The sequence below is a fragment of the Aquirufa sp. genome (assembly GCF_044342065.1).
Classification (GTDB): Bacteria; Bacteroidota; Bacteroidia; order Cytophagales; family Spirosomataceae; genus Aquirufa.
This window is the reverse complement of sequence record NZ_JBIIQN010000005.1, coordinates 1-24,982: the sequence shown is the minus strand read 5'-3', so window position 1 is coordinate 24,982 and position 24,982 is coordinate 1. Positions and strand designations below refer to the sequence as shown.

The 24,982-nt window shown below is 42.4% G+C and carries 24 protein-coding genes; 14 read left to right on the top strand and 10 right to left on the bottom strand.

Annotation, left to right across the window (positions count from 1 at the left end; translation table 11 throughout):
• From ACIQZ2_RS03295 to ACIQZ2_RS03285, 3 genes are all read right to left on the bottom strand, one after another.
• Entirely contained in the window at nt 1–939 is a 939-nt protein-coding gene (locus ACIQZ2_RS03295) for a hypothetical protein (RefSeq protein WP_395767417.1), read from the bottom strand.
• A 47-nt stretch (nt 940–986) separates the two neighbouring features.
• Nucleotides 987–1,733: an NIPSNAP family protein gene (locus tag ACIQZ2_RS03290; protein ID WP_395767416.1), complete on the bottom strand. Its 747-nt coding sequence runs from the start codon at nt 1,731–1,733 to the stop codon at nt 987–989.
• A gap of 76 nt (nt 1,734–1,809) precedes the next feature.
• Nucleotides 1,810–2,385, bottom strand: coding sequence for a hypothetical protein (locus tag ACIQZ2_RS03285; RefSeq protein ID WP_395767415.1), 576 nt, complete (start codon nt 2,383–2,385; stop codon nt 1,810–1,812).
• 213 nt (nt 2,386–2,598) lie between these two features.
• Between ACIQZ2_RS03285 and ACIQZ2_RS03280 the strand changes: the two genes are divergently transcribed.
• Nucleotides 2,599–2,748, top strand: coding sequence for a hypothetical protein (locus ACIQZ2_RS03280; RefSeq protein ID WP_395767414.1), 150 nt, complete (start codon nt 2,599–2,601; stop codon nt 2,746–2,748).
• Nucleotides 2,749–2,791: 43 nt separating this feature from the next.
• The gene (gene lgt, locus ACIQZ2_RS03275; protein WP_395767413.1) at nt 2,792–3,625 is read left to right on the top strand and encodes a prolipoprotein diacylglyceryl transferase; all 834 of its coding nucleotides are present in this window, start codon (nt 2,792–2,794) and stop codon (nt 3,623–3,625) included.
• Here the strand turns inward: lgt and ACIQZ2_RS03270 are convergent.
• Genes ACIQZ2_RS03270 through ACIQZ2_RS03250 form a run of 5 tightly spaced genes read right to left on the bottom strand, consistent with a single transcriptional unit; the run spans nt 3,622 to nt 8,932 of the window.
• A complete protein-coding gene (locus tag ACIQZ2_RS03270; protein WP_395767412.1) occupies nt 3,622–4,551 on the bottom strand; it encodes an NlpC/P60 family protein in 930 nt (309 codons plus the stop codon). The genes lgt and ACIQZ2_RS03270 overlap by 4 nt on opposite strands.
• Nucleotides 4,541–5,788, bottom strand: a complete 1,248-nt coding sequence (locus tag ACIQZ2_RS03265; protein WP_395767411.1) for a serine hydrolase — start codon at nt 5,786–5,788, stop codon at nt 4,541–4,543. Before ACIQZ2_RS03265 ends, ACIQZ2_RS03270 begins: the two co-directional genes overlap by 11 nt.
• Entirely contained in the window at nt 5,775–6,770 is a 996-nt protein-coding gene (locus ACIQZ2_RS03260; protein WP_395767410.1) for a hypothetical protein, read from the bottom strand. Before ACIQZ2_RS03260 ends, ACIQZ2_RS03265 begins: the two co-directional genes overlap by 14 nt.
• Nucleotides 6,770–7,789, bottom strand: coding sequence for a dipeptide epimerase (locus ACIQZ2_RS03255; protein ID WP_395767409.1), 1,020 nt, complete (start codon nt 7,787–7,789; stop codon nt 6,770–6,772). Before ACIQZ2_RS03255 ends, ACIQZ2_RS03260 begins: the two co-directional genes overlap by 1 nt.
• A 6-nt stretch (nt 7,790–7,795) precedes the next feature.
• A complete protein-coding gene (locus tag ACIQZ2_RS03250; RefSeq protein ID WP_395767408.1) occupies nt 7,796–8,932 on the bottom strand; it encodes a molybdopterin molybdotransferase MoeA in 1,137 nt (378 codons plus the stop codon).
• A gap of 82 nt (nt 8,933–9,014) precedes the next feature.
• Here ACIQZ2_RS03250 and moaC point away from each other — a divergent pair, with 82 nt between their 5' ends.
• Together moaC and ACIQZ2_RS03240 are read left to right on the top strand one after the other, a co-directional pair.
• Nucleotides 9,015–9,488: a cyclic pyranopterin monophosphate synthase MoaC gene (gene moaC, locus ACIQZ2_RS03245; protein WP_395767407.1), complete on the top strand. Its 474-nt coding sequence runs from the start codon at nt 9,015–9,017 to the stop codon at nt 9,486–9,488.
• A gap of 1 nt (nt 9,489) precedes the next feature.
• Nucleotides 9,490–10,143, top strand: coding sequence for a thiamine diphosphokinase (locus tag ACIQZ2_RS03240; RefSeq protein ID WP_395767406.1), 654 nt, complete (start codon nt 9,490–9,492; stop codon nt 10,141–10,143).
• On the opposite strand, the gene ACIQZ2_RS03235 is transcribed toward ACIQZ2_RS03240, so the two are convergent.
• Nucleotides 10,118–11,362: a replication-associated recombination protein A gene (locus ACIQZ2_RS03235; RefSeq protein ID WP_395767405.1), complete on the bottom strand. Its 1,245-nt coding sequence runs from the start codon at nt 11,360–11,362 to the stop codon at nt 10,118–10,120. The two genes, ACIQZ2_RS03240 and ACIQZ2_RS03235, sit on opposite strands and share 26 nt — an antisense overlap.
• 74 nt (nt 11,363–11,436) lie before the next feature.
• Here ACIQZ2_RS03235 and ACIQZ2_RS03230 point away from each other — a divergent pair, with 74 nt between their 5' ends.
• The 9 genes from ACIQZ2_RS03230 to ACIQZ2_RS03190 all read left to right on the top strand — a co-directional run bounded on the left by ACIQZ2_RS03230 (nt 11,437) and on the right by ACIQZ2_RS03190 (nt 23,651).
• Nucleotides 11,437–12,360 (top strand): sugar phosphate isomerase/epimerase family protein, encoded by a 924-nt coding sequence (locus ACIQZ2_RS03230; protein WP_395767404.1) that lies wholly within the window; start codon nt 11,437–11,439, stop codon nt 12,358–12,360.
• Nucleotides 12,361–12,492: 132 nt separating this feature from the next.
• A complete protein-coding gene (locus tag ACIQZ2_RS03225; protein ID WP_395767403.1) occupies nt 12,493–13,815 on the top strand; it encodes an amidohydrolase in 1,323 nt (440 codons plus the stop codon).
• A gap of 282 nt (nt 13,816–14,097) precedes the next feature.
• Nucleotides 14,098–16,428, top strand: a complete 2,331-nt coding sequence (locus ACIQZ2_RS03220; protein WP_395767402.1) for an alpha-rhamnosidase — start codon at nt 14,098–14,100, stop codon at nt 16,426–16,428.
• 53 nt (nt 16,429–16,481) lie between these two features.
• The gene (locus ACIQZ2_RS03215; RefSeq protein WP_395767401.1) at nt 16,482–18,560 is read left to right on the top strand and encodes a bifunctional aldolase/short-chain dehydrogenase; all 2,079 of its coding nucleotides are present in this window, start codon (nt 16,482–16,484) and stop codon (nt 18,558–18,560) included.
• A 4-nt stretch (nt 18,561–18,564) separates the two neighbouring features.
• The gene (locus ACIQZ2_RS03210) at nt 18,565–19,824 is read left to right on the top strand and encodes a TIM barrel protein (protein WP_395767400.1); all 1,260 of its coding nucleotides are present in this window, start codon (nt 18,565–18,567) and stop codon (nt 19,822–19,824) included.
• Nucleotide 19,825: 1 nt separating this feature from the next.
• Nucleotides 19,826–21,109 (top strand): FGGY-family carbohydrate kinase, encoded by a 1,284-nt coding sequence (locus tag ACIQZ2_RS03205; protein WP_395767399.1) that lies wholly within the window; start codon nt 19,826–19,828, stop codon nt 21,107–21,109.
• 1 nt (nt 21,110) lies between these two features.
• Nucleotides 21,111–21,824, top strand: coding sequence for a (Fe-S)-binding protein (locus tag ACIQZ2_RS03200; RefSeq protein ID WP_395767398.1), 714 nt, complete (start codon nt 21,111–21,113; stop codon nt 21,822–21,824).
• Nucleotides 21,817–23,160: a lactate utilization protein B gene (locus ACIQZ2_RS03195; RefSeq protein ID WP_395767397.1), complete on the top strand. Its 1,344-nt coding sequence runs from the start codon at nt 21,817–21,819 to the stop codon at nt 23,158–23,160. Before ACIQZ2_RS03200 ends, ACIQZ2_RS03195 begins: the two co-directional genes overlap by 8 nt.
• The gene (locus ACIQZ2_RS03190) at nt 23,157–23,651 is read left to right on the top strand and encodes a lactate utilization protein C (protein WP_395767396.1); all 495 of its coding nucleotides are present in this window, start codon (nt 23,157–23,159) and stop codon (nt 23,649–23,651) included. Before ACIQZ2_RS03195 ends, ACIQZ2_RS03190 begins: the two co-directional genes overlap by 4 nt.
• Here the strand turns inward: ACIQZ2_RS03190 and ACIQZ2_RS03185 are convergent.
• The gene (locus ACIQZ2_RS03185) at nt 23,644–24,546 is read right to left on the bottom strand and encodes a hypothetical protein (RefSeq protein ID WP_395767395.1); all 903 of its coding nucleotides are present in this window, start codon (nt 24,544–24,546) and stop codon (nt 23,644–23,646) included. The two genes, ACIQZ2_RS03190 and ACIQZ2_RS03185, sit on opposite strands and share 8 nt — an antisense overlap.
• A gap of 111 nt (nt 24,547–24,657) precedes the next feature.
• Between ACIQZ2_RS03185 and ACIQZ2_RS03180 the strand changes: the two genes are divergently transcribed.
• Nucleotides 24,658–24,982 (top strand): hypothetical protein (locus ACIQZ2_RS03180; protein ID WP_395767394.1); only part of this gene is annotated, 325 nt, incomplete at its 3' end.

Here is a 24,982-nt window from a genome sequence, read left to right as displayed (position 1 = left end):
TTATTCCATTACGGCATAACCTACGCCAGTTTGTCCAAAATGATTTCCATTATAGAACATGATTTTATTACCCTGGTGATTGATCACTAATGGGTATTCAATCATACCATAATCCCAATCAGTTGGATTTTCACTCACATCAATACCCACTTGTTCATCGAAGCGATTCCAGTTAATTCCATCGGTAGATTCTGCATAGTAGATGCGGTAGGAACGATCACGATTTGTTCGATAATCCGTGATTGCGCGTGCAGAAAACCACATTTTATAAATACCATTTTCAACAATAACGGATGGACGGGAAATACCACCCTCTACCGAATCACGGTAGTCAATGGCCACCTGGCCCTTTCGCTCCCATTGAATTCCGTCCAAGGACTCTGCATATTTGATGTGGTAGCATGGTTCCATGAGCCCTTCATCCTCTACCCAATGCGTACAATTTAGGTACCAAACTTTGTATTTCCCTTGATCAAATAAAAAACAGGCCGATCCATTAAAATATGGTTCAGTGGCTGAGGTACTGATGATTGGTCCAGTAAATTTCTTCGTAAAATGAACGCCATCTAAGGATGTGGCAAGTCCTAAGGCATTGTGATAGGGTATGGTATTTCGGACGGTCCAACCGATGTAATAAAGCCATTTTTCTTCCCCATTTTGCATAAACCAAGTGGGCATGATGCCACAATCGTCAAAAGTTCCAGGAACACCTAAATCCAAAATGGGTTCAGGGTGCACGTAAATTACCTTTGAAAGATTGTTGGAATCAAGGTCAAAGAAAGAAGCTTGACAGCGACCTTGATTGTCGCGTGCAGAATAGTAGAGTCTTATTTTGTCCTCAAAGGATGTATCCGCACAAACCACATGTGCATATCCCCGTTGATTCCAAGTTGATTTACCATCTGGGCAAAACAACAAGCCTTTTTTTATCCACTGCATATTTTTGGACGTGGCATTTGAATAACCACGTCCAAAGATACGACCATTTATCGAATTGTTGAGAAACTCGTTGGGCTCATAAAGATAGATTCTAATTTCTCGATGATTTTACCATCTTTTTGTGAATCTTCTGAAACCTGTTTCCATTTGGGGTCATTTACAAAAGCTTCCCAAGCCGTTTTTGCAGCTGATTCAGATGGATGAGAAACCAAATAAACCAATTGGCTTTGAACATTCGGGTCTTTTTCAATCGTAGTAAAATAGGCAACGCTATTGATACCATGTTTCTTGAAAAGCTTCAATGTATGGTTTTTAAAGCGCGATAAAATGGCTGGATTTCTGCCGGGTAATTGCGTATAGGTACGCAATTCAAATGTTTGATCTACTGCGCCTCCCGAAGGTTTAATTTTAGGGCTAAAATCAGTAGCATTCATGAATTTGCTAACTACTTTTGCTACGATTTTTCCACTTTCTTCAGATTTTTTGGCAACCTCTTTCCACGCGGGATCTGCGCTAAAATGTTTCCAAGAAGAATCACGCGCAGCTTTAGATGGGTACGCTAAAATATAATACAGTGCATTTTCGGTGTTAGTATTTGGTATCCAATACCCCACATTCGTCATACCGTGTTTTTCAAAAATCTTGGTTGTGTGATTCGTGAATCGTTGCAACAAAGCGTCTAAACGTCCTGGGTGACAATAATAAATGCGCATTTCAAAATAACGTGTATCCGGTTTCTTGCCAAAGCTCAAAAATGAAATGCTGAGTAAAAGGAATAGTGTAAAGTTTTTCATATTAAATGATGGGTCTATGTTAATATTTCGAAGGTAAGCTTTCCTCCATAAATTTGTAACCTGAATTTAAAAATAATTATGCAGGACCTAAGCGTTTGCTCATGATATGCGTTAAATAGGCAAAAATCATATCAGGTTTTAGGGTTCGCCAGTTGGGTATTTGTAGGTTGCCTCCAAAATTAATGTAATAATCAACATGGTATTTTGCCCATTCTTGCTGAATAAATGTTGCGAAATGTAGGCCAACAATCCAACCTTCTTCTATTTCTTCAAACCATTCTGAATAATAATCATCTTCATAACTTCCATGAAAATTAAAGACATTTTCACCTATCAGTATGAAATGTTTAATATCAGCAGCCAATAAATGGTCGATAACCTGCCTTTTCAATAACATGATGTCATTGTGTAAGGTGTCATTCCATTCACCAAATAATTCGATGATGGTATATTGACTTGAATAATCAGTAAAGAGAATTTTACAATAAAGCGTTTCAGAGTCTATTTCATCCCAAAGTGGATGAATGTAATACCCATAGATGTCATTTTCGTATTCAGTTTGTGAATAAGTTCGGCCATAAAAAGGGGATTTGCGATCATGTGCCGCATTGTAAATAGATTCCCACTGAAAGGATGGCTCGATTTCTTGCATATAGCCTCAAAATAAACAGAAAAGGCTCGTCCAAACAAACCTTTTCTGAAATCAGAATATGATTAAAGCACATTAGCTAATGCGTTTTTCTTCATTTTTTAGTAGGCGAGCAACCTTTTGATTCCTTCTGGCATCTAATGCATGATAATTTCTTTGATAAAATAAATAGTACCTTGTATTGCATAGTACTATAAATGTATTTATATTTGCGATATGAAAAATCATCGACAAATCATTTTATCCTTGTTAGTTCTGTTGTTTTCTGCTCAAAGCACGTTTGCTTTAGGTCTACCTCAGCGTTTGTATCCGGCTAAAGTGATTAAAAAATCAATCCACGTTTTGGTGAGAAAGGTTACAAGGTAATTGTTAATTTTTCTCTTAATTTTGGGTTTAATTCACTAAACCTATGTTTATAGCTTTCATTTCTTGGGATCCGAATCCAGTAATAGTTGATCTTTTTGGTTTTCCAATCCGATGGTATGGATTCTTCTTTGCTCTTGCTTTTCTTGCTGGATTTCAGCTTGTGACGTATATTTTTAAAAAAGAGGGCAAGCCAACCGAGCAGGCTGATCAGTTGTTGTTATATACGATGATTGCAACTATTGTGGGAGCGCGCGCTGGACATTATTTTTTCTATGAATTCCCTTTGCTGCAAGCAGATCCTTTGCGTTTTTTCATTCAAATGATTACGCCACCTTTTTCTGGTTTAGCCTCTCATGGTGCTTCGATTGGTTTGTTTATTGCCTTTTATTTATACTCAAAAAAGAATTCGGGTATGTCATATTTGCATATTACGGATCGGATAGTTCCTGCCGTTGCCTTGGCTGGTTTCTTTATTCGCATGGGTAACTTGATGAATTCAGAGATTATTGGGAAGCCAACCGAATTGCCTTGGGGTTTTAAATTTCTTCGTGATACGGAGTTTAATCCCTATGGTGATCCCAATTTAGTGTTGGCACGCCATCCCTCTCAACTGTATGAGGCACTTTCTTGTTTAGTTATATTCGCCTTATTAATGTGGTTCTGGTCTAAAAAGAAGCAAGCTAGCCAGGAGGGATTGATGACGGGAGCGTTTATGATTGTGCTCTTCACGCTTCGATTTTTCTACGAGTTTCTGAAGGAGAATCAAAGTTCATTTGAGAATAATTTGACACTGAATATGGGGCAAATCCTTTCGATTCCTGCGGTTTTGTTTGGCTGTATTGTATTGGTTTATTCCTATCGAAAATCAAAAGCCTAATCTAATTTTTGAACTTCCTTTGCAAGTGATTCGATTCTTTTCGTGAACAAATAGCGATTTAAATTGTAAGCATCAAAATCCTTTGATTGTGGATCCATGCTCGCACGACGTGTGCGATCAGCCGCATGAATATAAGCACTATTACCCTCCCAAATTCCTACGTGTACGACTTTGTTTGTTCCGTCGGTTTTTTTACTTCCGAAAAATAGCAAATCCCCAACTTTTAAATTTTCCCATTGACGTAAGCTATCCACCATGATTCCTTCGCGTGCCTGCTGGCTAGCATCGCGTGGAATTATCCACCCATTAGCCTGAAAAACCAGTTTGGTAAATCCACTACAATCCATGCCTTTGATTGAAGTGCCTCCCCATAAATAAGGTATTCCCATTAATTGATGCGCCGCTTGAAGAATCCGGTTTTCTGTAGGAGCAGGGTTCGCCCTTTTCCACGCCTCATAGTTTTCTACATCTTTCATGGAAACATAGCCAGGAACTCCATCGGCCATTTTAATTTCCCAAAATCCAATTTTCTTCTTGGTGGAAATTAGCCGGTTATGCTGAACTAATTCGCTAATAATTTCTGATTTGCCGCTCGGATATTGATACACCTTGCTAAAGGGTACCCGAACTATCATTTCGGTCCCCGATTTTTTATAGATTTGATAGGCGGCACTATCCATGCGAATGATTGCACTTCCTTCAATCCATCCCTGGTAATGATCCGGTAATTGTATACGATACCAATTCTTGGTTTCGGCTTTTTCTAGAATCTGTACAGGTGTGCCCAAAAAGGCTTGCGTGCTCATTTCTGCACTTTCTTTTGGTTCAGTTCGGATGTTTCCAACTGAAACGTTGATTATTCCGATGGTTTTTTGAGCCCAAGCTACTTGAGCAAAAAAAATAAAAAGAATGATGTTAATCCGCATAGCTAAATTTCAAGTAGTCTAAATTAGGAAGAATTTTCTTTGGCCGACTTAACTCGTGTTGGTAAATCACCTCACCCAAGTGTTTGAAGAATGGGAAGCCAATGGTATCATACTCGTATTTATCATCATTGAATATTTCATCTTCGTTGCAGTAAATGGTCGCCGTGACCATAAATTCTACCTGATGCTTGAAATCTACGAAATAGGCATTGTCCAATAAGAATCCATAGGCATCACCTACTTTATTGAAAATTCGCACATCCGGATTAAGCTGGGCATGTTTTTCTCCACCATATAAAATAAACTTGCAATAGGCAGGTCCGATGGTACTGTCGGCAGAATAACTTGGCTTTTTAGACTCGGTAGGGTATTCCGACATATATCGATATAGAAAGCGATAATCTTCATCAGTTAATTTAAATCGATCTTTGGATACGAAAGATGCAGGGAACATTAATCGTTTCAAGAAATCATGTTGGGCCTGTAAAGGAAATGCATTTTTAAACCCAAATGTTACCGGATTCATGCTAATTCGCCCAGAATCATTCATTACACCCTTTCCGAGTATGGTTTGCAGGGGATTCGGAGATTGAATTTGCTTTTTGTTAAACTGTTCTTTTTGACGCCAAATTACCTTCCCCTGATCATTAACAAACTGCACCGGATTCGTGTACTGATTTTCTAATAAAGGAATGCTTGTCTGAAGTCGATGCGTAAATCGAACACCCTCAAATCCTTTATTAGCCATTATTTTATTGAAATTCTTTTGCCCCAAAAATTCATACAAGCGATTATATGCTTCATTATCAGAAACTAAAAGGATCTTTTTGATATAATGCGCAATGCTCGGCAACCCATTCGCTGCGCTCGTATCTTGTAAAACTTCGAGCTGTGTAGGCCGATTTTTCAAGGTTTGAAAAGTTGTATTTTTATCAATCTTCAGTTGATTGATTTTTTCCAAAGCCAATACACTAGCAGCCAATTTCACCGTACTCGCCGGATAAAAATATTCATTCGCATCTACCCGATACGCATGCGTGGTGAATTTAGGCTTATTATCTACATCCCGGTCGATTTGCGTGTACAAAATCTGTAAGCGGTATTTAGCGGGATTATCTGTTAACTGTTTGAAATAGGTTGGATTTGCCTTCAATAACTGTTCGATAACCTGGTCTTGTGCCTGAATGTATGTACTAGAAAGAAGTGAAATTAGCAGTATTCCTTTAAGCGTTTTCATAGGTGCTGAGGGCTTGAGTTAGTTCTTCAATATCCTGCATATTCAAACATGAAGGAAGAATGGCTCTACATAGCGGTGCCGACTGAGGATGAGGATACGCGAACTGATTACATAAAAATCCATGGGATTTTAAATGGTCAAAAATTGCCGTATTATCAGAACTGAATGCGGGATAATTTGGCACAAGATGTACATGGGTAGCATTTTTGGTAAATGCTTTCGCTAGTTCAGCAGATAAGATAACGCGCTCATCATAAGCTTCTTGTGCATGCAAGCAAGCATATACATAAGCGGGATTTGCAGGCGATGCCCCAATCCAAAAGGGGTCTTTTTTAATAGTCTCTATAGTATCTTTTGAACCTAAAATAATACCAGCAGGAATCCCAAAAGCTTTTGATAATGAACTTGTTTGTATCAAATTCGCTGGCGTTTGTATCTGTGTTGAAACAATTCCTAATCGATGCGATTCGTCAACGATCAATGTTTGATTTGGAGACAACTGTTGTTCAAATCCCGTCAAAAATTCTTCCACCCACGGTGAACCTATGCCATCCATGCAAAGTATTTGAGCCTCTTTTTCCCAAGCAGAAAATTCCCCAGGAGTTGGTAGGTGAGGATGGCGCCACAAAGCCGGATGCGTCTTTGGTGCCAACGATATCTTGGCCTCCGGGTATTTTTGCGCAATAGATTGCATAGCTGTTTGACCGGCTAATAATCCTGAACTGCATAGCGCTGCAGCTTCGACGCGAAAGCGTTTCGCTAAATCTGCTTCCAAATTTTCCCACACATCCATGCGGAAATTATTCAATCGGGAACTGCCCCAATTTTGACTAAAAATTCGAATCCCCTCCTGTAATTTTTCTTGAAATAGGGGATGGGTGCCGATATTTAGGTAGTTGGTGCCTCCCAGCCAACGGTACTCTTTGCCCTCGAAAGAAACGATTCGCTCTGGGATACTGTTTTGGTGGATTTGGTAGGACATTATTTTCGAATTAATTCTGCACCTGTTCCGGCTGTTTGCGCGTAGTGTACTATTCCAAAATCAATGGTGATGCCGCGGGAGATTTGGTCGTCAACAAGTAAACACCCGTCCATGTCGACATAGTCCAACAAGGGTAGTAATTGAGCAATGGCTGAACAACCGATCGTTGATTCGGTCATACAACCCACCATCACCTTTAAACCTAGACTTTTAGCTTCTTTAATCATGCGCAGGGCAGGGGTTAGCCCACCGCATTTCATTAGTTTGATGTTGACCCCATGAAAATAGCCAGCACATTTGGCCACATCTTCTTCCAAAATACACGACTCATCAGCAATTATGGGCAAAACAGATTCCTTGAAAACTTTCTTCATTCCGTCCCAATTGTCGGCTTTCAAGGGTTGTTCAATAAATTCAACACCCAATCTCTGTAACTCTGGCGAAAAGTAAATCGTTTGTTCTGGAGACCAAGCGGTATTGGCATCAACCCGAAAAATAGCATCCGTTTCTTTTCGTAGGGCTTCGACAATCTCTAAATCATCGTCGGTGCCTAGTTTGATTTTATAGAGCGGGAATGGCATTTCACGCATTTTAGCAACCATTTTTTCAACGGTATCAATCCCAATCGTATAATCTGTAATTGGATTTTTAGAAGTCGCTAATCCCCAAATTTCATACAGTGGTTTGTTGTGCGTTTTGCCCCATAAATCCCAATAAGCGACATCAAGCGCACACAGGGCGAAGGGATGCTCATCTAATAAGGTTTTGGATAGCATCTTCCAGAAATCTGTGGGGTGCGGAAGAATGTCATGCGGTAACTGATGTCGGATACTTTCCACCTGCGCCACCATTTTTTCCATGGTGACACCGTAATAGGGTGTTTCTGTTGCTTCACCGTAACCGCTTTTTCCATGCCAAGTCAACTCCACAATGAGGGTGGGCTGGACGTCACGAGATTCATGCGTGATTGTAAAAGTATGCTTAAGCGGCAAGTCGAATTGATGAAGCTTCAGTTCCATACGCGTTTATTTAAGTGGAATAAAGGGCAGCCGTGTGTCTTTTTGCCCCGCTTTTTGCCATACCAAACCGTCTGCTTTAGACCAACTGACTAAATCTCCTGAACCATTGTGCGCTACCGTTTCTCCATTTTCAACCGGGATCCAATGATCTAAATCTGCCAAGGGTTTTGGCAAGAATTTGATTTCTTTTTCAGCATATTCAGGAAAATCGCCAGAAACCCAGGGAAGGAAATAGACCCAAAAACACGTTAATGTCGAAATCGGATTTCCTGGAAATGCAAAGACCACTTTGCCGTCTGGGCGGGTGGCTACCAACAAGGGTTTACCTGGTTTTTGGGTAATTTTATGAATAATTGTCTGGAAGCCGACCTCTGTTAATGCAGCGGGAATAAAGTCTTTTTTGCCCGCGGAAACACCCCCTGATAGTAAAATGATATCATTGGATTCTAAGGCTTTTTCAAGGTTGGCCTTAATTTTTTCAACCGAATCGGGTAAATGGCTCGAATTTGCTTTGAAGCCTTTGGATAATAAAACCGACTTCATCATCATGACGTTCGAGCTGCGAATTTGGTGGGCGGCAGGGGTTTCATGGAGACCTACGATTTCATCTCCTGTGGAGAAAATATGTACGTGTGGTTTCGATTCTACTTCGATGTGAGCCTTGCCTACGGACGCGGCGATGGCAATTTCAATCGGCCCAATTTTGGTTCTTTTTTTAACTACAATGGATCCTTCTTGTGCATCCATACCTTGTGTATGAATAAATTGTCCTTTCGTCAATGGTGTTTTGCCAATGTAGGTGGCTATTTTTTTCTCGATGCTGAGATCTTCTATTTTTATGATGGCTTCCGTGCCTTTAGGAGCTGTAGCACCCGTCATGATTTGCATGGCGCCATCTATTTTTTTAATCGCTTTTACGGGTTCACCTGCAAATAAAATACCCTCTATTTTCCAAGTAGGTGCTGTGATATCTTTGACGGCTATTCCGTCCATCATTACGCGGTCAAAGGGTGGAAAATCACGGTCTGCCACAATTTTTTCAGCCAAATTCATGCCCAATGTTTTTGCCAGGGGTAGTTTTTCTGTTCGGAATGGGATGGTGATGTTTTTTAAAAGAGCAATCGCTTCAATGGGGCTGATCATGTTTGTTGGTTTACGTATTTGATAAATTTCGCTAAAAATTGCCAAATCTCCCGTATTTTCGTGTGCTAAATTTGAAATGAATATGTCAACCGATTTTTCTCACCTACAAGCTGATGGTACTCCAGGTATGGTAGATGTTAGTGCAAAAAATGAAACGGTTCGCGAAGCGAAAGCGCAATCCATCGTGTATTTGGGTGCAGACATTATCCAACATTTCGAAGCGGCCGGATGGCAAAACAAAAAAGGAAGCATCCTTCAAACGGCCGTTATAGCCGGAACGATGGCTGCCAAAAAAACCTCTGATCTAATACCCTTATGTCATCCTTTAGGATTAGACTCTTGTAAATTCGAAACGGAAGTACAGGCTGATCAAATTGTGATCACATGTATTTGTCGGCTTGAAGCCAAAACCGGCGTCGAAATGGAAGCACTCGTTGGCGCCTCAGTTGCCGCCTTAACAGTCTACGATATGTGCAAATCCGTATCCAAAGGCATCGTCATTAAAGAAACCAAATTGATCTCCAAGTCGGGCGGTAAATCCGATTTCAAAGCCTAATATGTCTTCACATCACATCATTCGAGACAAACAAGAACCCGCGCTTATCATTGCGAATGGGGAGGCGTGTTCGATGGATATTTTGGATCAATTGCTTGAATGGTCACCCATGGTTATTGTATTAGATGGTGCATTGGAGCATGTGATTTCTTTGGGGATTAAAGTAGATGTTTGGTTAGGAGACTTTGACCACACGAACGGTGAAGATTTCAGTAATTACCCCTTGAAAAAAATACATACACCCGATCAAAATTTAACGGATTTAGAGAAAGCATTTGAATATTTGTTGGCCGAAGGTTATCCTGCAGTCAACGTCGTTTGGGCATCAGGCAAACGGATGGATCACACTTTGAATAATTTTCATTCCATGGTTCGGTACGGTCGGCAGTTGAAGATTGTATTCTTTGATGATTATTCAACGTCCTATTTATTGCCACCAACTTTTGAGAAGTGGTATCCAGCAAAAACGCCAATTTCCTTGATGCCTTATGGGGAGGCTCGCCAAGTAAAATCTACGGGTTTGGTGTATGATTTAGATCATCCCGTGTTAAGCCTGGGTAGTCAAACGAGCTCTAGTAATGAAGCTCACGAAGATGGTATCGTAAAAATTTCCTATGAAAGCGGGGCGCTTATTTTGATGGAGTGCCACGATTAATTTTATCCTGCTCCGACGGACTATAAAAAATGGGTCGGTTAGGCACCTCTGGAAAGTAATTCTGCTCCACCCAATTCCCCGGAAAATCATGCGGATATTTGTAGTCCGCACCATAGTTCAAATCTTTCATCATGCGTGTTGGCGCATTGCGCAAATGTAACGGAACGGGTAAATCTCCTGTTTGTTCCACATAGGCCATCGCCTTATTGATGGCATTGTACGCTGAATTACTTTTGGGTGAAGTTGCCAAATAAATCACCGTTTGCGAAAGAATGATGCGCGATTCCGGATTTCCAATCACCCGGATGGAATCGAAGCACGATTGGGCTAATAATAATGCGTTCGGGTTGGCTAAACCGATGTCCTCGGAGGCAAGGATCAATAAGCGCCGACCGATAAACTCCAACGATTCTCCTCCTGTTAACATACGAGCGAGCCAGTAAACGGCTGCATCTGGATCGGAACCACGAATCGATTTAATGAACGCGGAAATGATATCGTAATGTTGCTCACCGTCTTTATCGTATTGTGCCAGATTCTTTTGTAGGCGTTCGGTCACGAGGGCGTTCGTAATATCGAGCGAATTTCCTCCTTCTGTCGTGATTAAAAGCTCAAATAAGTTGAGCAATTTTCGCCCATCACCGCCTGAAAAATGAAATAAGGCATCCGTTTCCGTTAGCGTGATGGTTTTATTGGCAAACAATTTATCTGTACTAATCGCTTTGTCGATGAGTTGGCGCAAATGTTTCGCATCCAATGCCTCCAAAACATACACTTGGCAACGGGACAAAAGGGCTGAAATAACCTCAAAGGATGGGTTTTCCGTGGTGGCGCCCACCAAAGTGACGATGCCTTTTTCGACAGCGTTCAACAAAGAATCTTGTTGGGACTTCGAAAAACGGTGAATTTCATCAATGAACAAAATGGGCGATTGCGCTTCGAACATCCGGTTCTTTTTCGCTAATTCCAATGTTTCCCGGACATCCTTGACACCGGATGAAACGGCCGAAAGGGTATAAATTGTCCGTTTTAGTGCGCTGGCTAGTAAGGTTGCCAGGGTGGTTTTGCCTACTCCCGGAGGACCCCACAGAATACAAGAGGGAAGATGGCCAGCTTCAATGGCTTTGCGTAAGGGCGCTTGCGCTCCAATGACCTTTTCTTGGCCAATGTAGTCATCCAAAGTACGGGGGCGCATGCGTTCAGCAAGTGGTTGCATCATGTCTCGAAGTTACATGAATTTTGTAAAATAGAAATAGAATTAGTAGCTTGGAGAACTAAATAAACCTAATAAATATGAATTCATCACGTCGTACCTTTTTGCGCAATTCGGCCTTTGGTCTTGGCGCATTGGCATTTGCTTCTCCTGCCTTGCAGAGTTTAGCTGCTGTTAAATACAAGAAACTAGTTGGTATTCAGTTGTATTCCATTCGCGATGATATGCGTAAGGATCCACAAGGTACCTTAACCGCATTGGCAGAAATGGGCTACAAATACGTAGAGCATGCGAATTACATTAACCGTAAGTTTTATGGTTGGGAAGCCAAAGAATTCAAAAAGCGCCTCGATGATTTGGGTATGAAAATGCCATCAGGTCATACCGTTATGGGTAAGGCACATTGGGATGATGCAAAAAATGATTTCACTGATTTGTGGAAATACACGGTTGAAGATGCGGCGGTCATGGGACAAGAGCTTGTGATTAGTCCGTCGATCGATATGGGTATTCGTAAGGACAAAAATCTTTTATTGAAATATATGGATATTTTCAATAAGTCGGGTGAATTGTGTAATAAATCAGGTATGCGTTTTGGCTACCACAACCATGATTTTGAATTCTCTGAGAAACTGGATGGAGAGTTATTATACGATATCATGTTGAATAATACGGATCCAAAATTAGTGGCCCAACAATTAGACATAGGTAATATGATCAATGGTGGCGGCGTACCTGCTGACGTAATGAAAAAATTCCCAGGTCGTTTTGTTTCGATGCACGTGAAAGATGAAGTTCCTTCAAAAGCGGGCCATGAAAAATTCGAGTCGACAATCTTAGGTAAAGGTTCAGGCCAAATAGATGTACAAGCTTTAGTGAAATTAGGCGACAAAGAAGGAGGAACGAAGCACTTTATCATTGAGCAAGAGTCATACCAAGGATTAAAGCCATTGGATTGCATGAAGGAAAATATTGCCATCATGCGTGGTTGGGGCTATAAATAAATATTCGAGACGCAATACTTTGCGTTTAATATCGTAGAGACGCGATACCTCGCGTCTAGAAAAAAGCAGAGACGCAATAACTTGCGTCTATTAAAAATGAGACGCGAGGTATCGCGTCTCTACATTTTTAAAATGAAAAAACTAGCACTCATCGCCTTACTGGCAGGACCATTTTTTGTCTCTGCACAATCATCATTAAAACCAAGTATTATCCAAAAAGCAGATGCCTTGAAAGACAAGGTCATTGCTTGGCGTCGGGACTTTCACGAACATCCAGAATTGGGTAATCAAGAAGTTCGTACAGCAGGTATTGTGGCTGCACATTTACGTTCTTTGGGAATTGAAGTCCAAGAAAAAGTTGCTCGCACGGGTGTGGTGGGTATTTTGAAAGGCGGTAAGCCTGGTCCAGTCGTTGCTTTACGTGCCGATATGGATGGATTGCCAGTTACAGAACGCGTTGATTTGCCTTTCAAATCAAAAGTTATAACTGAGTTCAATGGCCAAAAAACAGGTGTCATGCATGCCTGTGGTCATGATTCTCACGTGGCAATTTTGATGGCGGTGGCTGAAATTTTAGCATCTGAAAAGGCCAACTTAGCAGGAACGGTCAAGTTTATTTTCCAGCCGGCTGAAGAAGGCGTTTACAACGATAACGGAGAAATGGTTCTTTCAGGTGCAGAATTGATGGTGAAGGAAGGCGTTTTGGAGAATCCTAAAGTAGATGTCATTTTTGGATTGCATATTGCCGCCGGTTCAGATAATGGAGTTATCGAATACAAGCCGGGAGCAACCATGGCGGCAGTAGACCAATTGGACATTAAGGTAAAAGGTAAGCAAGCTCATGGCGCGAATCCTTGGACGGGTATTGATCCGATTGTCATCTCGTCTCAAATAATTATGGGATTACAAACCATTGTATCCCGCTCAGTGAACATTACGGAGGATCCCGCGATCGTAACGGTGGGAGCTATTCACAGTGGTATTCGCCAAAACATTATTCCCGAGTCATCGCACATGATAGGTACAATTCGTACGTTTGGGGTGGAGCAACGTAAGTTGGTGCACCAACGAATCAATGATATTGCCACCAACATTGCGGAAAGTGGTGGGGGAAAGGCTGATGTGACGATCGGAACAGGATATCCAGTGACTTATAATAATCTTGAATTGGTAGAAAAAATGTTGCCTACCCTGCAAGGTGTGAATGGCAAAGATCGGGTACGTATTATTCCAGCGCATACGGGTGCGGAAGATTTCTCATTCTTCCAACAAAAGGTTCCAGGAATCTTCTTCTTTTTAGGTGCACGTCCAGATAATAAAAAGGCGGATGAAGTGGCTGGTCATCATACACCTGATTTCCAATTGGACGAAGGCCATTTCCAAGTAGGGGTGAAAGCCTTGAGTAGTTTGGTTGTGGACTACATGGACATGGCTCAGCCGAAGAAAAAGAAATAAAGTCATGTAGAGACGCAATACCATGCGTCTCTTTTTTTTAGACGGGGTATATGTTCTTTATTTGTAGAGACGCAATACCTTGCGTCTTGTTTAAAAATAAGACGCGAAGTATCGCGTCTCTACAGACTTAAACGCGAAGTATCGCGTCTCTACAGACTTAAACGCGAAGTATCGCGTCATTACAAATTTAAACGCGAAGTATCGCGTCTCTACAGACTTAAACGCGAAGTATCGCGTCATTACAAATTTAAACGTGAGGTATCGCGTATGTACTTTAAACCTATGAAAAAACTTCTCCTATTCTTGCTGCTAGCATGCCCTTTGGCCTATGGGCAACAAATCAAACCCGAACTTTGGAATAAGCCTTGGAAGGCCGCTTGGATTACCTATGCAGAAAATCCGAATAGTGTCTATTCACTGCAAGGCTTAAAAGACTACGGTGTATTTAAATTTCAAAAATTGGTTTCCCTGACTGAAAAACCAGCGAAATGTATCATTCACGTTTCCGGAGATAATCGGTATAAATTATATATCAATGGCACGTGGGTATCCGCAGGCCCGGCACGAGGGGATTTGTATTTCTGGAATTTTGAGACACTTGACATTGCACCTTTTTTGAAGGCGGGAGAAAACATGATCGAAGCCTTAGTTTGGAATGAAGGTAAAGGGAAGTCAGAAGCCCAAATTTCTTATGCGACAGGATTTATACTGCAAGCCGACGAGTCAAGTCAAGCCGTGTTTAATACCAGCATGGATTGGAAGGTAGCAAAAAATATGGGCGTGAGTCCACTCGCCGTACGTGTTCCAGGCTATTATGTGGCTGGTGCTGGCGAATTACAGGAATATGCGAAAGGTTGGTCAACATTCATTTCCGCAAAATCTTTAGGTCCTGGATTGACGAAAGGGGCTTCTATCGATGCCCGCGGCTGGATGTTAACTCCTTCTTCCATTCCGGCCATGGAATTAACTGCACAAAGATTTGCTGCTATGCGCAAAGGGGATGGCGATTTGATTCATGGAAAATCGATGACAGTTCCAGCTAATAGCTCAGTGGATCTTTGGATCGATCAAGGGGTTTTAACCAATGCGTATCCGCAGTTAACTTTTACTGGTGGAAAGGATGCCAAAATTGGATTGACTTATGCTGAGGGACTTTATGAAAGGAAGCCTTTGAGTACTACCACTAAAAATAGTAATCATAAGGGTAATCGAAATGATATCGAAAATAAATATTGGCTGGGACGCAAGGACAGCCTAATTGCCGACGGCAATGCGCATACTTATGAAACGATGACTTATCGCACGTTTCGTTATGTGCGCTTAACGGTGAAGACGGAGGCGGAGGCCATAATCTTACAAGATTTCAAAAGTGTCTTCACAGGATTTCCGTTTCAAGCGAAAGCGTCTTTGAAAACAGATAATCCATTGATTCCTCAATTACTTGATGTTGGATTCCGTACCGCGCGATTGTGTGCGATGGAAACCTATATGGATTGTCCCTATTATGAACAATTGCAGTACATCGGTGATGCGCGGATTCAGGCGCTTGTGAGTATGTATTATGCGGGAGATGAGCGTTTGGTACGTCAAGCTTTGGATCACATGGACCATTCGCGGATTGCGGAAGGGATTACGCTGAGTCGATATCCGACTGATTTGCACCAACAAATTCCTACGTTCTCCTTGTGGTATATCGGGATGTTGCATGATTATTTACGTTATGGAAAAGATCCATCGTTCTTGAAAAACAAGTTGGCCGGCATGCGTGGTATCCTCGATTATTTTGCGCGTTTCGAAGGCACGGATGGAACCTTACAAAAGATTCCATACTGGACTTTTTCGGATTGGGTGAATGCGTGGCCGCGGGGGATTGCACCGGTGGGGCCTACGGGTCGTTCAGCTGTCCTTGATTTTCAATATATCTGGGTCTTACAGAATGCGGCGGAATTAGAACGTTATTTTGGATATCCGGAAATGGCAGCTCGTTATGAGGCAAAGGTGAAGGTATTAAAACCTGTTTTGCGTGCGCTATACTGGGATGCCTCGCGAGGCTTATATGCAGATACTGAGGTGCATGATAAATATTCGCAGCATGCTAATTCCTTGGCGATTTTAGCAGGGATGCCGGCTTCTGGTGTGGCGGATAAATTGATAGCCGATAAAAATATGGCGGAGACGACCATCTATTTTAAGTATTACTTGCATCTGGCTTTGGCCAAAGCAGGGAAAGGAAATGACTACCTGAAATGGCTGTCTATTTGGAAAGAAAACATCGATATGGGATTGACGACATGGGCAGAAACTTCTGATGTTTCCACGTCCCGATCCGATTGCCATGCGTGGGGTTCAAGTCCGAATATTGAATTTTTCCGCATTGTGTTAGGGGTAGATTCGGATGCACCTGCTTTTGCCAAAGTAAAAATTGAACCGCATTTAGGTGAGCTCAAAGAAGTGGAGGGCGTTGTGCCGCATCCGCAAGGAGAAATACAAGTTGTTTACAAGCCAGGCAGCGCATCGATTACCTTACCGGGAACGGTGAGCGGAAGCTTTGTTTGGCAAGGAAAGAAATACGCGTTAAAAGCCGGAAAAAATAATTTAACTATCCCTAGGTAGGATAGGACGGTTAGACGCTTTTACCTCTGTAGTTTTAAGAAAAATTAATGACCATGTACAAACACGTATCGTATCTCTGGGACGACGCTAAAGCAGCAGCACTCGCAGGGAATGAAGTTGACCTATTCATTTACCGCTCGAACATTTTGGGAGCGGATTTGCGCATCACGAATTACGGCGGGGGAAATACCTCGGTGAAATTACAAGATAAAGATCCTTTGACGGGCTCTGAAACGGAAGTGATGTGGATCAAAGGTTCCGGAGGGGATATTGGTACTTTGAAAAAATCAGGTTGCGCAGCTTTGTACGTGGATCGTCTTCGTTCCTTAACCAACGTATACCGTGGCTTGGAACATGAAGATGAGATGGTGGAATTATTCAATCATTGTATTTTTGATTTGTCGTCCAAAGCACCATCAATCGATACGCCTTTACACGGTTTTTTACCTTTCAAACATATTGACCATTTACATCCCGATGCGGCGATTGCGATTGCAGCTTCGAAGGATGGAGAGCAAATTACCAAAGATCTTTTCGGCGGATTAATCGGTTGGGTTGGTTGGCAACGTCCAGGTTTCGACCTTGGCTTACAATTAAAGGCATGTTTAGACGAAGCAGCTTCCCGCGGTGTGCAATTGCGCGGCATCATGTTGGGCTCACACGGATTATTTACCTGGGGCGATACGTCCTACGCATGTTACGTGAATACCCTAGAGGTCATTGAAAAGTGTGCAGAATATATTGAATCGAAAACTTCAACCGTTTTTGGTGGAGCGCGCATGTCATCTTTTTCCCCAGAAGAGCGCGTCGCTAAGGCTGCTGCATTAGCACCCGTTTTACGTGGTTTCTGTTCATCGCATGTGCAAATGGTGGGACACTTCTCCGACGATGAGCGCGTGTTGCAATTCATCAATTCAACTGATTTAGATCGCCTGGCTCCCTTGGGGACCTCTTGTCCCGATCACTTCTTGCGGACGAAAATTTCGCCATTGGTGCTGGGATCGGATGTTTCAGTGGAGGCTTTGACTCCTTTGTTTGAAGATTACCGTCAGATGTATGCAGCGTATTACGATTCGTGCAAGCATGCGAATTCTCCAGCGATGCGAGATCCGAATCCGGTTGTGATTTTATACCCGGGTGTGGGAATGTTTACATTTGCCAAAGACAAGCAAACCGCGCGTGTAGCCGCGGAATTTTATACCAATGCCATCAACGTCATGCGTGGCGCGGAGGCGATTTCATCCTATACTTCTTTGCCTCGTCAGGAGGCTTTTGATATCGAATATTGGTTGTTGGAAGAGGCGAAACTCCAACGCATGCCGAAGCCAAAAGCTTTATCTGGTCGCGTAGCCTTTGTGACCGGATCAGGAGGAGGCATCGGAAAAGCCATTGCCAAAAAGATGGCTCAGGAAGGTGCCTGCGTAATTTTAAATGACGTGAATGCGGAACGATTGGCGGAGGCCAAAGCGGAGTTTATTGGCTTATTCGGGAAAGATGTCGTTTCAACAGTCATTGCTGATGTGACGAATCAGGAATCCATTGAAGCGGCGATGAAGCAGGCTTGTTTGGATTTTGGTGGGGTAGATTTAATTGTCAACAATGCAGGTATCTCGATTTCGAAGGGAATCTTGGAGCACACGCAAGGCGATTGGGATAAATTATATGACATATTAGTGAAAGGCCAATACTTGGTTTCGCAAGCGGCGATTGCTGTCATGCGCAAGCAAGGTTTAGGCGGCGATATTGTGAACATCGTGTCGAAGAATGCCTTCGTGGCTGGACCGAATAACGTGGGTTATGGTTCTGCAAAAGCTGCTCAGGCGCACATGACACGATTATTAGCGGCTGAATTAGGACCTGATCACATTCGTGTCAATACGGTGAACCCAGATGCAGTGATCGCTGATTCGAATATTTGGGCAGGTGGCTGGGCCGAAGGTCGTGCCAAAGCTTACGGAATCACGGTCGCTGAATTGCCCGCTTATTATGCGAAACGTACCCTTTTAAATGAATCTATTTTGCCGGATGATATTGCCAATGCATGTTTTGCATTCGTGGGTGGCTTATTGAATAAGTCAACTGGAAATGCCTTGAATGTAGATGGTGGTGTAGCCGCAGGATTTTTAAGATAAGAAGATGAATATTTCGAACCACAACGATGCTTTATTGGCTGGCCACCAGCGCCGCCTAGATTTCTTGAAATCCGAGGTGAATTTGCCAGCTGGGATTTTACAGAAGTTAAAGGATTTTCAAATCGCGATTCCTTCTTGGGCCCTAGGCACAGGAGGTACACGTTTCGGTCGGTTCTCCGGCGGAGGCGAACCGCGTAATCTGGAAGAAAAAATCGCGGATGTTGGTTTATTGCATGCTTTAAATCAATCATCTGGAGCGATTTCATTGCACATTCCATGGGATATCCCTACAGATCCAGCAGCGATTCGTACACTTGCAGCCCAACACGATTTGGCCTTCGATGCAGTGAATTCTAATACTTTTCAAGATCAAGCGGATCAAGCGCATTCCTATAAGTTTGGATCCTTGCAACACGTTTCTGCGGCAACTCGGAAACAAGCGATTGATCATAATATTGAGGTGATCAAGCATGGGGTGGAGCTAGGTTCAAAGGCGTTAACCGTCTGGTTATCAGATGGTTCTTGTTTTCCGGGCCAACTGAATTTTCGCCATGCGTATGAGCGTACGGTGGATAGTTTGCGGGAGATTTATGCGGCTCTTCCTTCGGATTGGGCCTTGTATTTAGAGTATAAAGCCTACGAACCGAACTTCTATTCTACGACAGTAGGGGACTGGGGTGCCTCGTATTCAATGGTGAATAAATTAGGTCCACAGGCGAAGACCTTGGTGGATTTGGGTCATCATTTACCGAATGCCAACATTGAGCAAATCGTTTCGATTCTCTTGCTGGAAGGTAAATTAGGAGGTTTCCACTTCAACGATTCGAAATACGGCGATGATGATTTAACCGCAGGTTCAATCAAACCATATCAATTATTCTTGATCTTCAATGAATTAGTGGATGGAATGGACGCAAAAGGGATGAATCATGCCAAAGATTTAGGTTGGATGATCGACGCCTCACACAACGTAAAAGATCCGTTAGAAGATTTATTGCAATCTGTGGAGGCGATTCAAATCGCTTATGCGCAGGCTTTATTGGTAGATCGTAAAGCGTTAGAAGCAGCACGTGAAGCGAATGATGTGGTGCGTTGCCAAGAGATTTTACAAGCAGTTTTTCGGACGGATGTACGCGCATTGGTGGCTCAAGCGCGATTTGAATTAGGCGGTGCGTTGGATCCGATTGCCTTGTTCCGTCAGGAAAAAATGCGCGAACAGTTAATTAAATCACGTGGGGCAAAAACAGTAGCGACGGGTTTATAAGATGCGTTTGAGAACACCAGTAATCGCGGTATTTGACATTGGGAAGACCAATAAAAAGGTCTTTCTCTGGTCAACTACTTTCGAAATTGTGTTTGAAAAACAGCAGACGTTTGACGAAATCGTTGATGAAGCTGGCTTTGCTTGTGAGGATTTAGCCGCGCTCCAGCAGTGGATTGTTTCTACCTTTTCGGAGCTCTGCCAAATGCCCGAATTTGAGCTTATTGGCTTAAATTTCTCCGCTTATGGCGCTTCTTTTGTCTATGTCAATGGGGCAGGTGATCCAGTGGCGCCTTTGTATAATTATTTAAAGCCTGTGTCTACTCCATTTCCATATATGGATTTTGGAGGAGAGAACGAGTTTGCGCGCAGGACAGCATCGCCCATTTTAGGAAATTTAAATTCAGGCCTGCAGGTTTACGAATCTACGTTTAGACCTTTTTGGTCGGAGGTATTTAAGGCCTTACATTTCCCGAACTATTTAGCTTCTTTGTTTACAGGTCGTCTTGTTTCTGAGATCACGTCCATTGGTTGCCATACGGCACTATGGGATTTTGATTTAGGGCAATACCACCCTTGGGTTTCGGCGATAGAAGATAAGCTAGCTTCTATTTCTACCGAGTCTAGTCTGGAAATTGACGGGATTCATTACGGTCTTGGTCTGCATGATTCTTCCGCCGCATTAGTGCCTTATTTACGATGTATTTCAGAGGATTTTGTGCTTTTATCGACCGGTACCTGGTGTATTGCCATGCATCCGTTCAATGAATCACCTCTACATGCGGATGAATTAGCGAATGACGTCTTGTGTTATTTACAGCCAAACGGGAAACCGGTGAAGGCCTCTCGCTTATTTGGAGGACATTTTCATGAGGAGCAGGTGGCTCGCATGGAGAAGCATTTTGGAGGGTCGTTTAAGGATTTAACCTTTTCGGATCGCGTTTTTTCATTAACCGGCGCGAGCTCGTCCATTTTTGAATCAGCCTTTGCTTCGAGGGATTTAAATGATTTTCCAGATTTGGCTTCGGCGTATGACCAATTCATGGTAGATTTGGTGGGCCAACAAATCTTTAGTTTGAACCTGTTGCTGCAAGATGCACCAGTCAAACAATTGCTGGTGGATGGCGGTTTTAGTAAAAATGAATGGTACATGCGTTTATTAGCGCGAGCCTTTCCTGAACTTGAGGTTTATGCCGCCGAAGTAGCCCAAGCAAGCGCTTTAGGTGCTGCATTGATGGTTTATGAGGGGGAAACTCCCAAGAATTTAATTCAATTGAAACGATATTAGCATGCGCGTTGCCCTGTTTGTTCCGTGTTACATTGACCAATTCTATCCGCAAGTCGCGGTGGCGAGTTTGGAATTGTTGGAGAAACTCGGCTGCGAGGTCATCGTTCCGAAAGACCAAACCTGTTGTGGCCAACCGATGGCCAACTCGGGTTTTGCATCTGCGACGGAGGGTTGTGATACTAATTTTACCAATAATTTTGAAGGATTTGATTACATCGTAGGACCATCAGGATCCTGCGTATTGCACTTGAAAGAACATCATCCATCTGAGAAAATTCGGAATTCGGTTTATGAAATTTGTGAGTTTTTGACGGATGTGTTGAATGTAAAAAGTTTACATGCGAAATTCCCTCATCGCGTCGGATTGCATCTAAGTTGCCATGGGCAACGTGGATTGCGCCTTAGTTCGATGTCGGAGCGCAATGAAAAGCCGTTTTCGAAATTACAGGATTTACTTTCCATGGTCAGTGGGGTTGAAGTTGTCATGCCAGAAAGGGAAGATGAGTGTTGTGGATTCGGAGGTACGTTTTGTGTATCGGAAGAAGCCGTTTCGGTAAAGATGGGTCAGGATCGCATCAAAGAACATGATGCGAATGCAGTAGAATATATCACGGGTGCAGATACTTCATGTTTGATGCACATGGAAGGGATTTTGCGCCGACAAGGCTCTAAGGTTCAAGTGAAACACATCGTAGAAATATTAAATCATGCTTAGTCACGCGGAAGCTTCGGAGAAATTTATTTTGGACGCAGAGCGGACCGACTGGCATGATGAAACTTTGTGGTTTGTCCGTGCAAAGCGTGATAAGGCTTCGAAAGTTTTACCTGAGTGGGAGGCCATGCGTGAACATGCCTCACAAATCAAAGATCATACGCTAGCGAATTTAGGCGAATATTTACAGGCCTTTGAAGCCAAAGCGATAGCTAACGGCATTCATGTCCATTGGGCAGCGGATGCTGCTGAACACAATGCGATTGTGCACAGCATCATCGCCGCGCAAGGATCAAAAACAATTGTCAAAAGTAAATCCATGTTGACCGAGGAATGTCACCTCAACGATTATTTGGCATCCAAAGGCATCGATGTAGTAGATACCGATCTAGGCGAACGCATCGTTCAATTTCGGAACGAGGCACCTAGCCATATCGTTTTACCTGCCATTCACTTGAAGAAGGAGGATGTGGGGGAGACCTTTCACCAACATTTAGGAACGCCCAAAGGCAATAAAGATCCACAGTTTTTAACGGAAGCGGCTCGCCAACATCTCCGAGGGCACTTTTTGGCGTCCGAGGTGGCGATTACGGGAGTGAATTTTGCGGTAGCCGAGACAGGAGAATTTGTGGTTTGCACGAACGAGGGGAATGCGGATATGGGCGCACATTTGGCCAAAGTTCATATTGCTTGTACAGGTATCGAAAAGATTATCCCGAAGCGAGCAGATTTAGCAGTGTTTTTAAGATTACTTGCGCGCAGTGCTACCGGGCAATTAATCACCACTTATTCATCTCATTTCCATAAGCCACGCGAAGGGCAGGAGATGCATATCGTTTTATTGGATAATGGCCGGACGCGTCAGCTCGCCGATCCAAAATACAAGAATTCTTTAAAATGTATCCGCTGTGCGGCTTGTTTTAATACCTGTCCGGTGTATCGTAGAAGCGGGGGACACAGCTATCATCAGCCAGTTGCGGGACCCATTGGGTCTATTTTAGCGCCGAATATTGATAAAAAGGCCAATGTAGATTTGCCTTTTGCAAGTACGCTTTGTGGCTCTTGCACGAACGTTTGTCCGGTAAAGATCAATATCCATGAGCAGTTGTGGTTTTGGCGCCAGGATTTAATGTCGGCAGGATTAGCGCCTGTTGGGAAGTCAATCGGTATGAAACTAATGGCATTCTTTTTGTCAAATCCGGCGGTATATCGAATCGGTGGTTCGCTAATGCGTAGATTTTCAGGCCTCCTAAATTCAAGTTTAAATCCTTGGTACAAACAACGTGAGATGCCTGTTGCACCTAAGGAAAGTTTCCAAGAATGGTATAAGAAACGATGAGCGCAAGAGATCAAATTTTAGGGAAAATTAAACCGCTGGAAGTTGTAAATCATCCTGGGGCTTTTCAAGATGCTTCAGCAGATTTTGATTTTCGCGCTTCATTGGCTGTTGTGGGTGCGCGTGTCGTTACTCCTGCGGAGTTAGAAGAAATATTCCCCGGTCGTAGGCGCTTTGACAAAACGTTGGATGGGTTAAGTTTAGCGGAGATAGAGGTTTTGGAGATTGATGGAGAATTTGGCGTTGCAGAGAATGGAGCAATTTGGTTGACTGAGGAATCATTGCCGCATCGGGTGGCGCCATTCATTTGCCAACACTTAGTCATCAATGTTAAAAAAATAGTTCCGCACATGCACGCGGCGTATGCGGAACTGGGTAAGGTAAATTCAGGTTTTGGTTTGTTTTTATCAGGTCCGTCAAAGACTGCAGATATTGAGCAGTCCCTTGTTATCGGAGCGCATGGCGCTCGCAGTTTAACCGTTGTGATTAATTAAGGTATTTTATAATATCTGAAATTTTGAATGTTACAACAGTACCTCCTACTGCATCACAGGCTTCAGGTAATCCAAATTCAATGTGAAATTGGATTTCATCCTCCGTAAAATCGATACCTAGATCATTCATTTTATATGTAGGAACTTTACCAAAGCCGATAAAACAATCCCTCGTATCGGGTTCAGTTGAATAAACATTAAAATCGCGTTTAATTCGATCATTAATCAGTTTCAGCAATTGTTTTTGTTCTAAATTAAACAGCACATTATTTTGTACTTTAACGTAATTGCCATTTTTATTTTGGTAAAGCTCATAGGTCCAATACATTTTCCCATTCCGCTCATTATTATACCCTGTGCTAATGGTTTTGAAACTATTAAATAGACAGATTTTTTTCGTTCCGCTTCCGTCATCATTTGAGAATTCAGTTTCAACAACGGAGGCTGAGGCATCACTAATGGCTTTTTCTTTTTCAGTTAGGTAAAACGGCATCGAGGAAGAGCTATTCGCTTTACTCCAATCACCCACAATGCCCGTCTCCTGGTATCTACCATGGAATGTTCCAATTAACATACCTGCGTCAGTGTATTCATTCAAGGTAATTGTGCCCTTGTCGTCGATTGTACCTGACACTTTTATGGGCGTGCCTGTGGAGGCATATGCATAATTACCACTCAATATATTGTTTGTTTTCGTTAACGACATGGTAATTTGATACTTGTTGTTGATAGAACCCTCAAAGTATTTATTGAAATCAGGAATGTTAACTTTTTGTTCTGTCGCAATGGAATCTGCAGTACTGGTTTTCGGGCCGTCTTCTCCTTTTTTGCCGCCACATGACGCAATGAAAATAAGTGAAATTACAAGGGTAAATGATTGAATTAGCGCTTTCATAAGATTTATATTATTGTACTAAATTATGATTAAAATTAGATTATAGTTAGTTTTAAAATGGATTTTTCAGCTAAAAATATTTTTAAATACGCTAACTAAACGTTTAAGTTAATGAGGAGTGGTATTTTATTTTTTATCGTATTTGTTTCGGTTACATTTTCTGGCATTGCTCAGGAGCGGCATTTGAAAAATGCCAAAGCGTTTATTGAAAAGGGGACATTTGAAAAAGCAATTGAAAGAATAGCTACCTATGAGAATTCTGTTGGCATTAAATATGAATCCATTTACGTTCGTTATTTATTGCTCACAAAAAACCCTCCTTCAATTGTAACAAAAGATTCGTCATTAACTTTATTGAAGTCGGCAAATGCCTTGTTTTTAGCAGAAGTTGATGAGAAGAAAAAGAATAACTTATGTGAAGAATTACAAATTTGTG

Bases quoted from the DNA above. Each gene is read 5' to 3' on its own strand.
- ACIQZ2_RS03295 (WP_395767417.1), bottom strand. From the start codon at position 939: ATGCAGTGGATAAAAAAAGGCTTGTTGTTTTGCCCAGATGGTAAATCA.
- ACIQZ2_RS03290 (WP_395767416.1), bottom strand. From the start codon at position 1,733: ATGAAAAACTTTACACTATTCCTTTTACTCAGCATTTCATTTTTGAGC.
- ACIQZ2_RS03285 (WP_395767415.1), bottom strand. From the start codon at position 2,385: ATGCAAGAAATCGAGCCATCCTTTCAGTGGGAATCTATTTACAATGCG.
- ACIQZ2_RS03280 (WP_395767414.1), top strand. From the start codon at position 2,599: ATGAAAAATCATCGACAAATCATTTTATCCTTGTTAGTTCTGTTGTTT.
- lgt (WP_395767413.1), top strand. From the start codon at position 2,792: ATGTTTATAGCTTTCATTTCTTGGGATCCGAATCCAGTAATAGTTGAT.
- ACIQZ2_RS03270 (WP_395767412.1), bottom strand. From the start codon at position 4,551: ATGCGGATTAACATCATTCTTTTTATTTTTTTTGCTCAAGTAGCTTGG.
- ACIQZ2_RS03265 (WP_395767411.1), bottom strand. From the start codon at position 5,788: ATGAAAACGCTTAAAGGAATACTGCTAATTTCACTTCTTTCTAGTACA.
- ACIQZ2_RS03260 (WP_395767410.1), bottom strand. From the start codon at position 6,770: ATGTCCTACCAAATCCACCAAAACAGTATCCCAGAGCGAATCGTTTCT.
- ACIQZ2_RS03255 (WP_395767409.1), bottom strand. From the start codon at position 7,789: ATGGAACTGAAGCTTCATCAATTCGACTTGCCGCTTAAGCATACTTTT.
- ACIQZ2_RS03250 (WP_395767408.1), bottom strand. From the start codon at position 8,932: ATGATCAGCCCCATTGAAGCGATTGCTCTTTTAAAAAACATCACCATC.
- moaC (WP_395767407.1), top strand. From the start codon at position 9,015: ATGTCAACCGATTTTTCTCACCTACAAGCTGATGGTACTCCAGGTATG.
- ACIQZ2_RS03240 (WP_395767406.1), top strand. From the start codon at position 9,490: ATGTCTTCACATCACATCATTCGAGACAAACAAGAACCCGCGCTTATC.
- ACIQZ2_RS03235 (WP_395767405.1), bottom strand. From the start codon at position 11,362: ATGATGCAACCACTTGCTGAACGCATGCGCCCCCGTACTTTGGATGAC.
- ACIQZ2_RS03230 (WP_395767404.1), top strand. From the start codon at position 11,437: ATGAATTCATCACGTCGTACCTTTTTGCGCAATTCGGCCTTTGGTCTT.
- ACIQZ2_RS03225 (WP_395767403.1), top strand. From the start codon at position 12,493: ATGAAAAAACTAGCACTCATCGCCTTACTGGCAGGACCATTTTTTGTC.
- ACIQZ2_RS03220 (WP_395767402.1), top strand. From the start codon at position 14,098: ATGAAAAAACTTCTCCTATTCTTGCTGCTAGCATGCCCTTTGGCCTAT.
- ACIQZ2_RS03215 (WP_395767401.1), top strand. From the start codon at position 16,482: ATGTACAAACACGTATCGTATCTCTGGGACGACGCTAAAGCAGCAGCA.
- ACIQZ2_RS03210 (WP_395767400.1), top strand. From the start codon at position 18,565: ATGAATATTTCGAACCACAACGATGCTTTATTGGCTGGCCACCAGCGC.
- ACIQZ2_RS03205 (WP_395767399.1), top strand. From the start codon at position 19,826: ATGCGTTTGAGAACACCAGTAATCGCGGTATTTGACATTGGGAAGACC.
- ACIQZ2_RS03200 (WP_395767398.1), top strand. From the start codon at position 21,111: ATGCGCGTTGCCCTGTTTGTTCCGTGTTACATTGACCAATTCTATCCG.
- ACIQZ2_RS03195 (WP_395767397.1), top strand. From the start codon at position 21,817: ATGCTTAGTCACGCGGAAGCTTCGGAGAAATTTATTTTGGACGCAGAG.
- ACIQZ2_RS03190 (WP_395767396.1), top strand. From the start codon at position 23,157: ATGAGCGCAAGAGATCAAATTTTAGGGAAAATTAAACCGCTGGAAGTT.
- ACIQZ2_RS03185 (WP_395767395.1), bottom strand. From the start codon at position 24,546: ATGAAAGCGCTAATTCAATCATTTACCCTTGTAATTTCACTTATTTTC.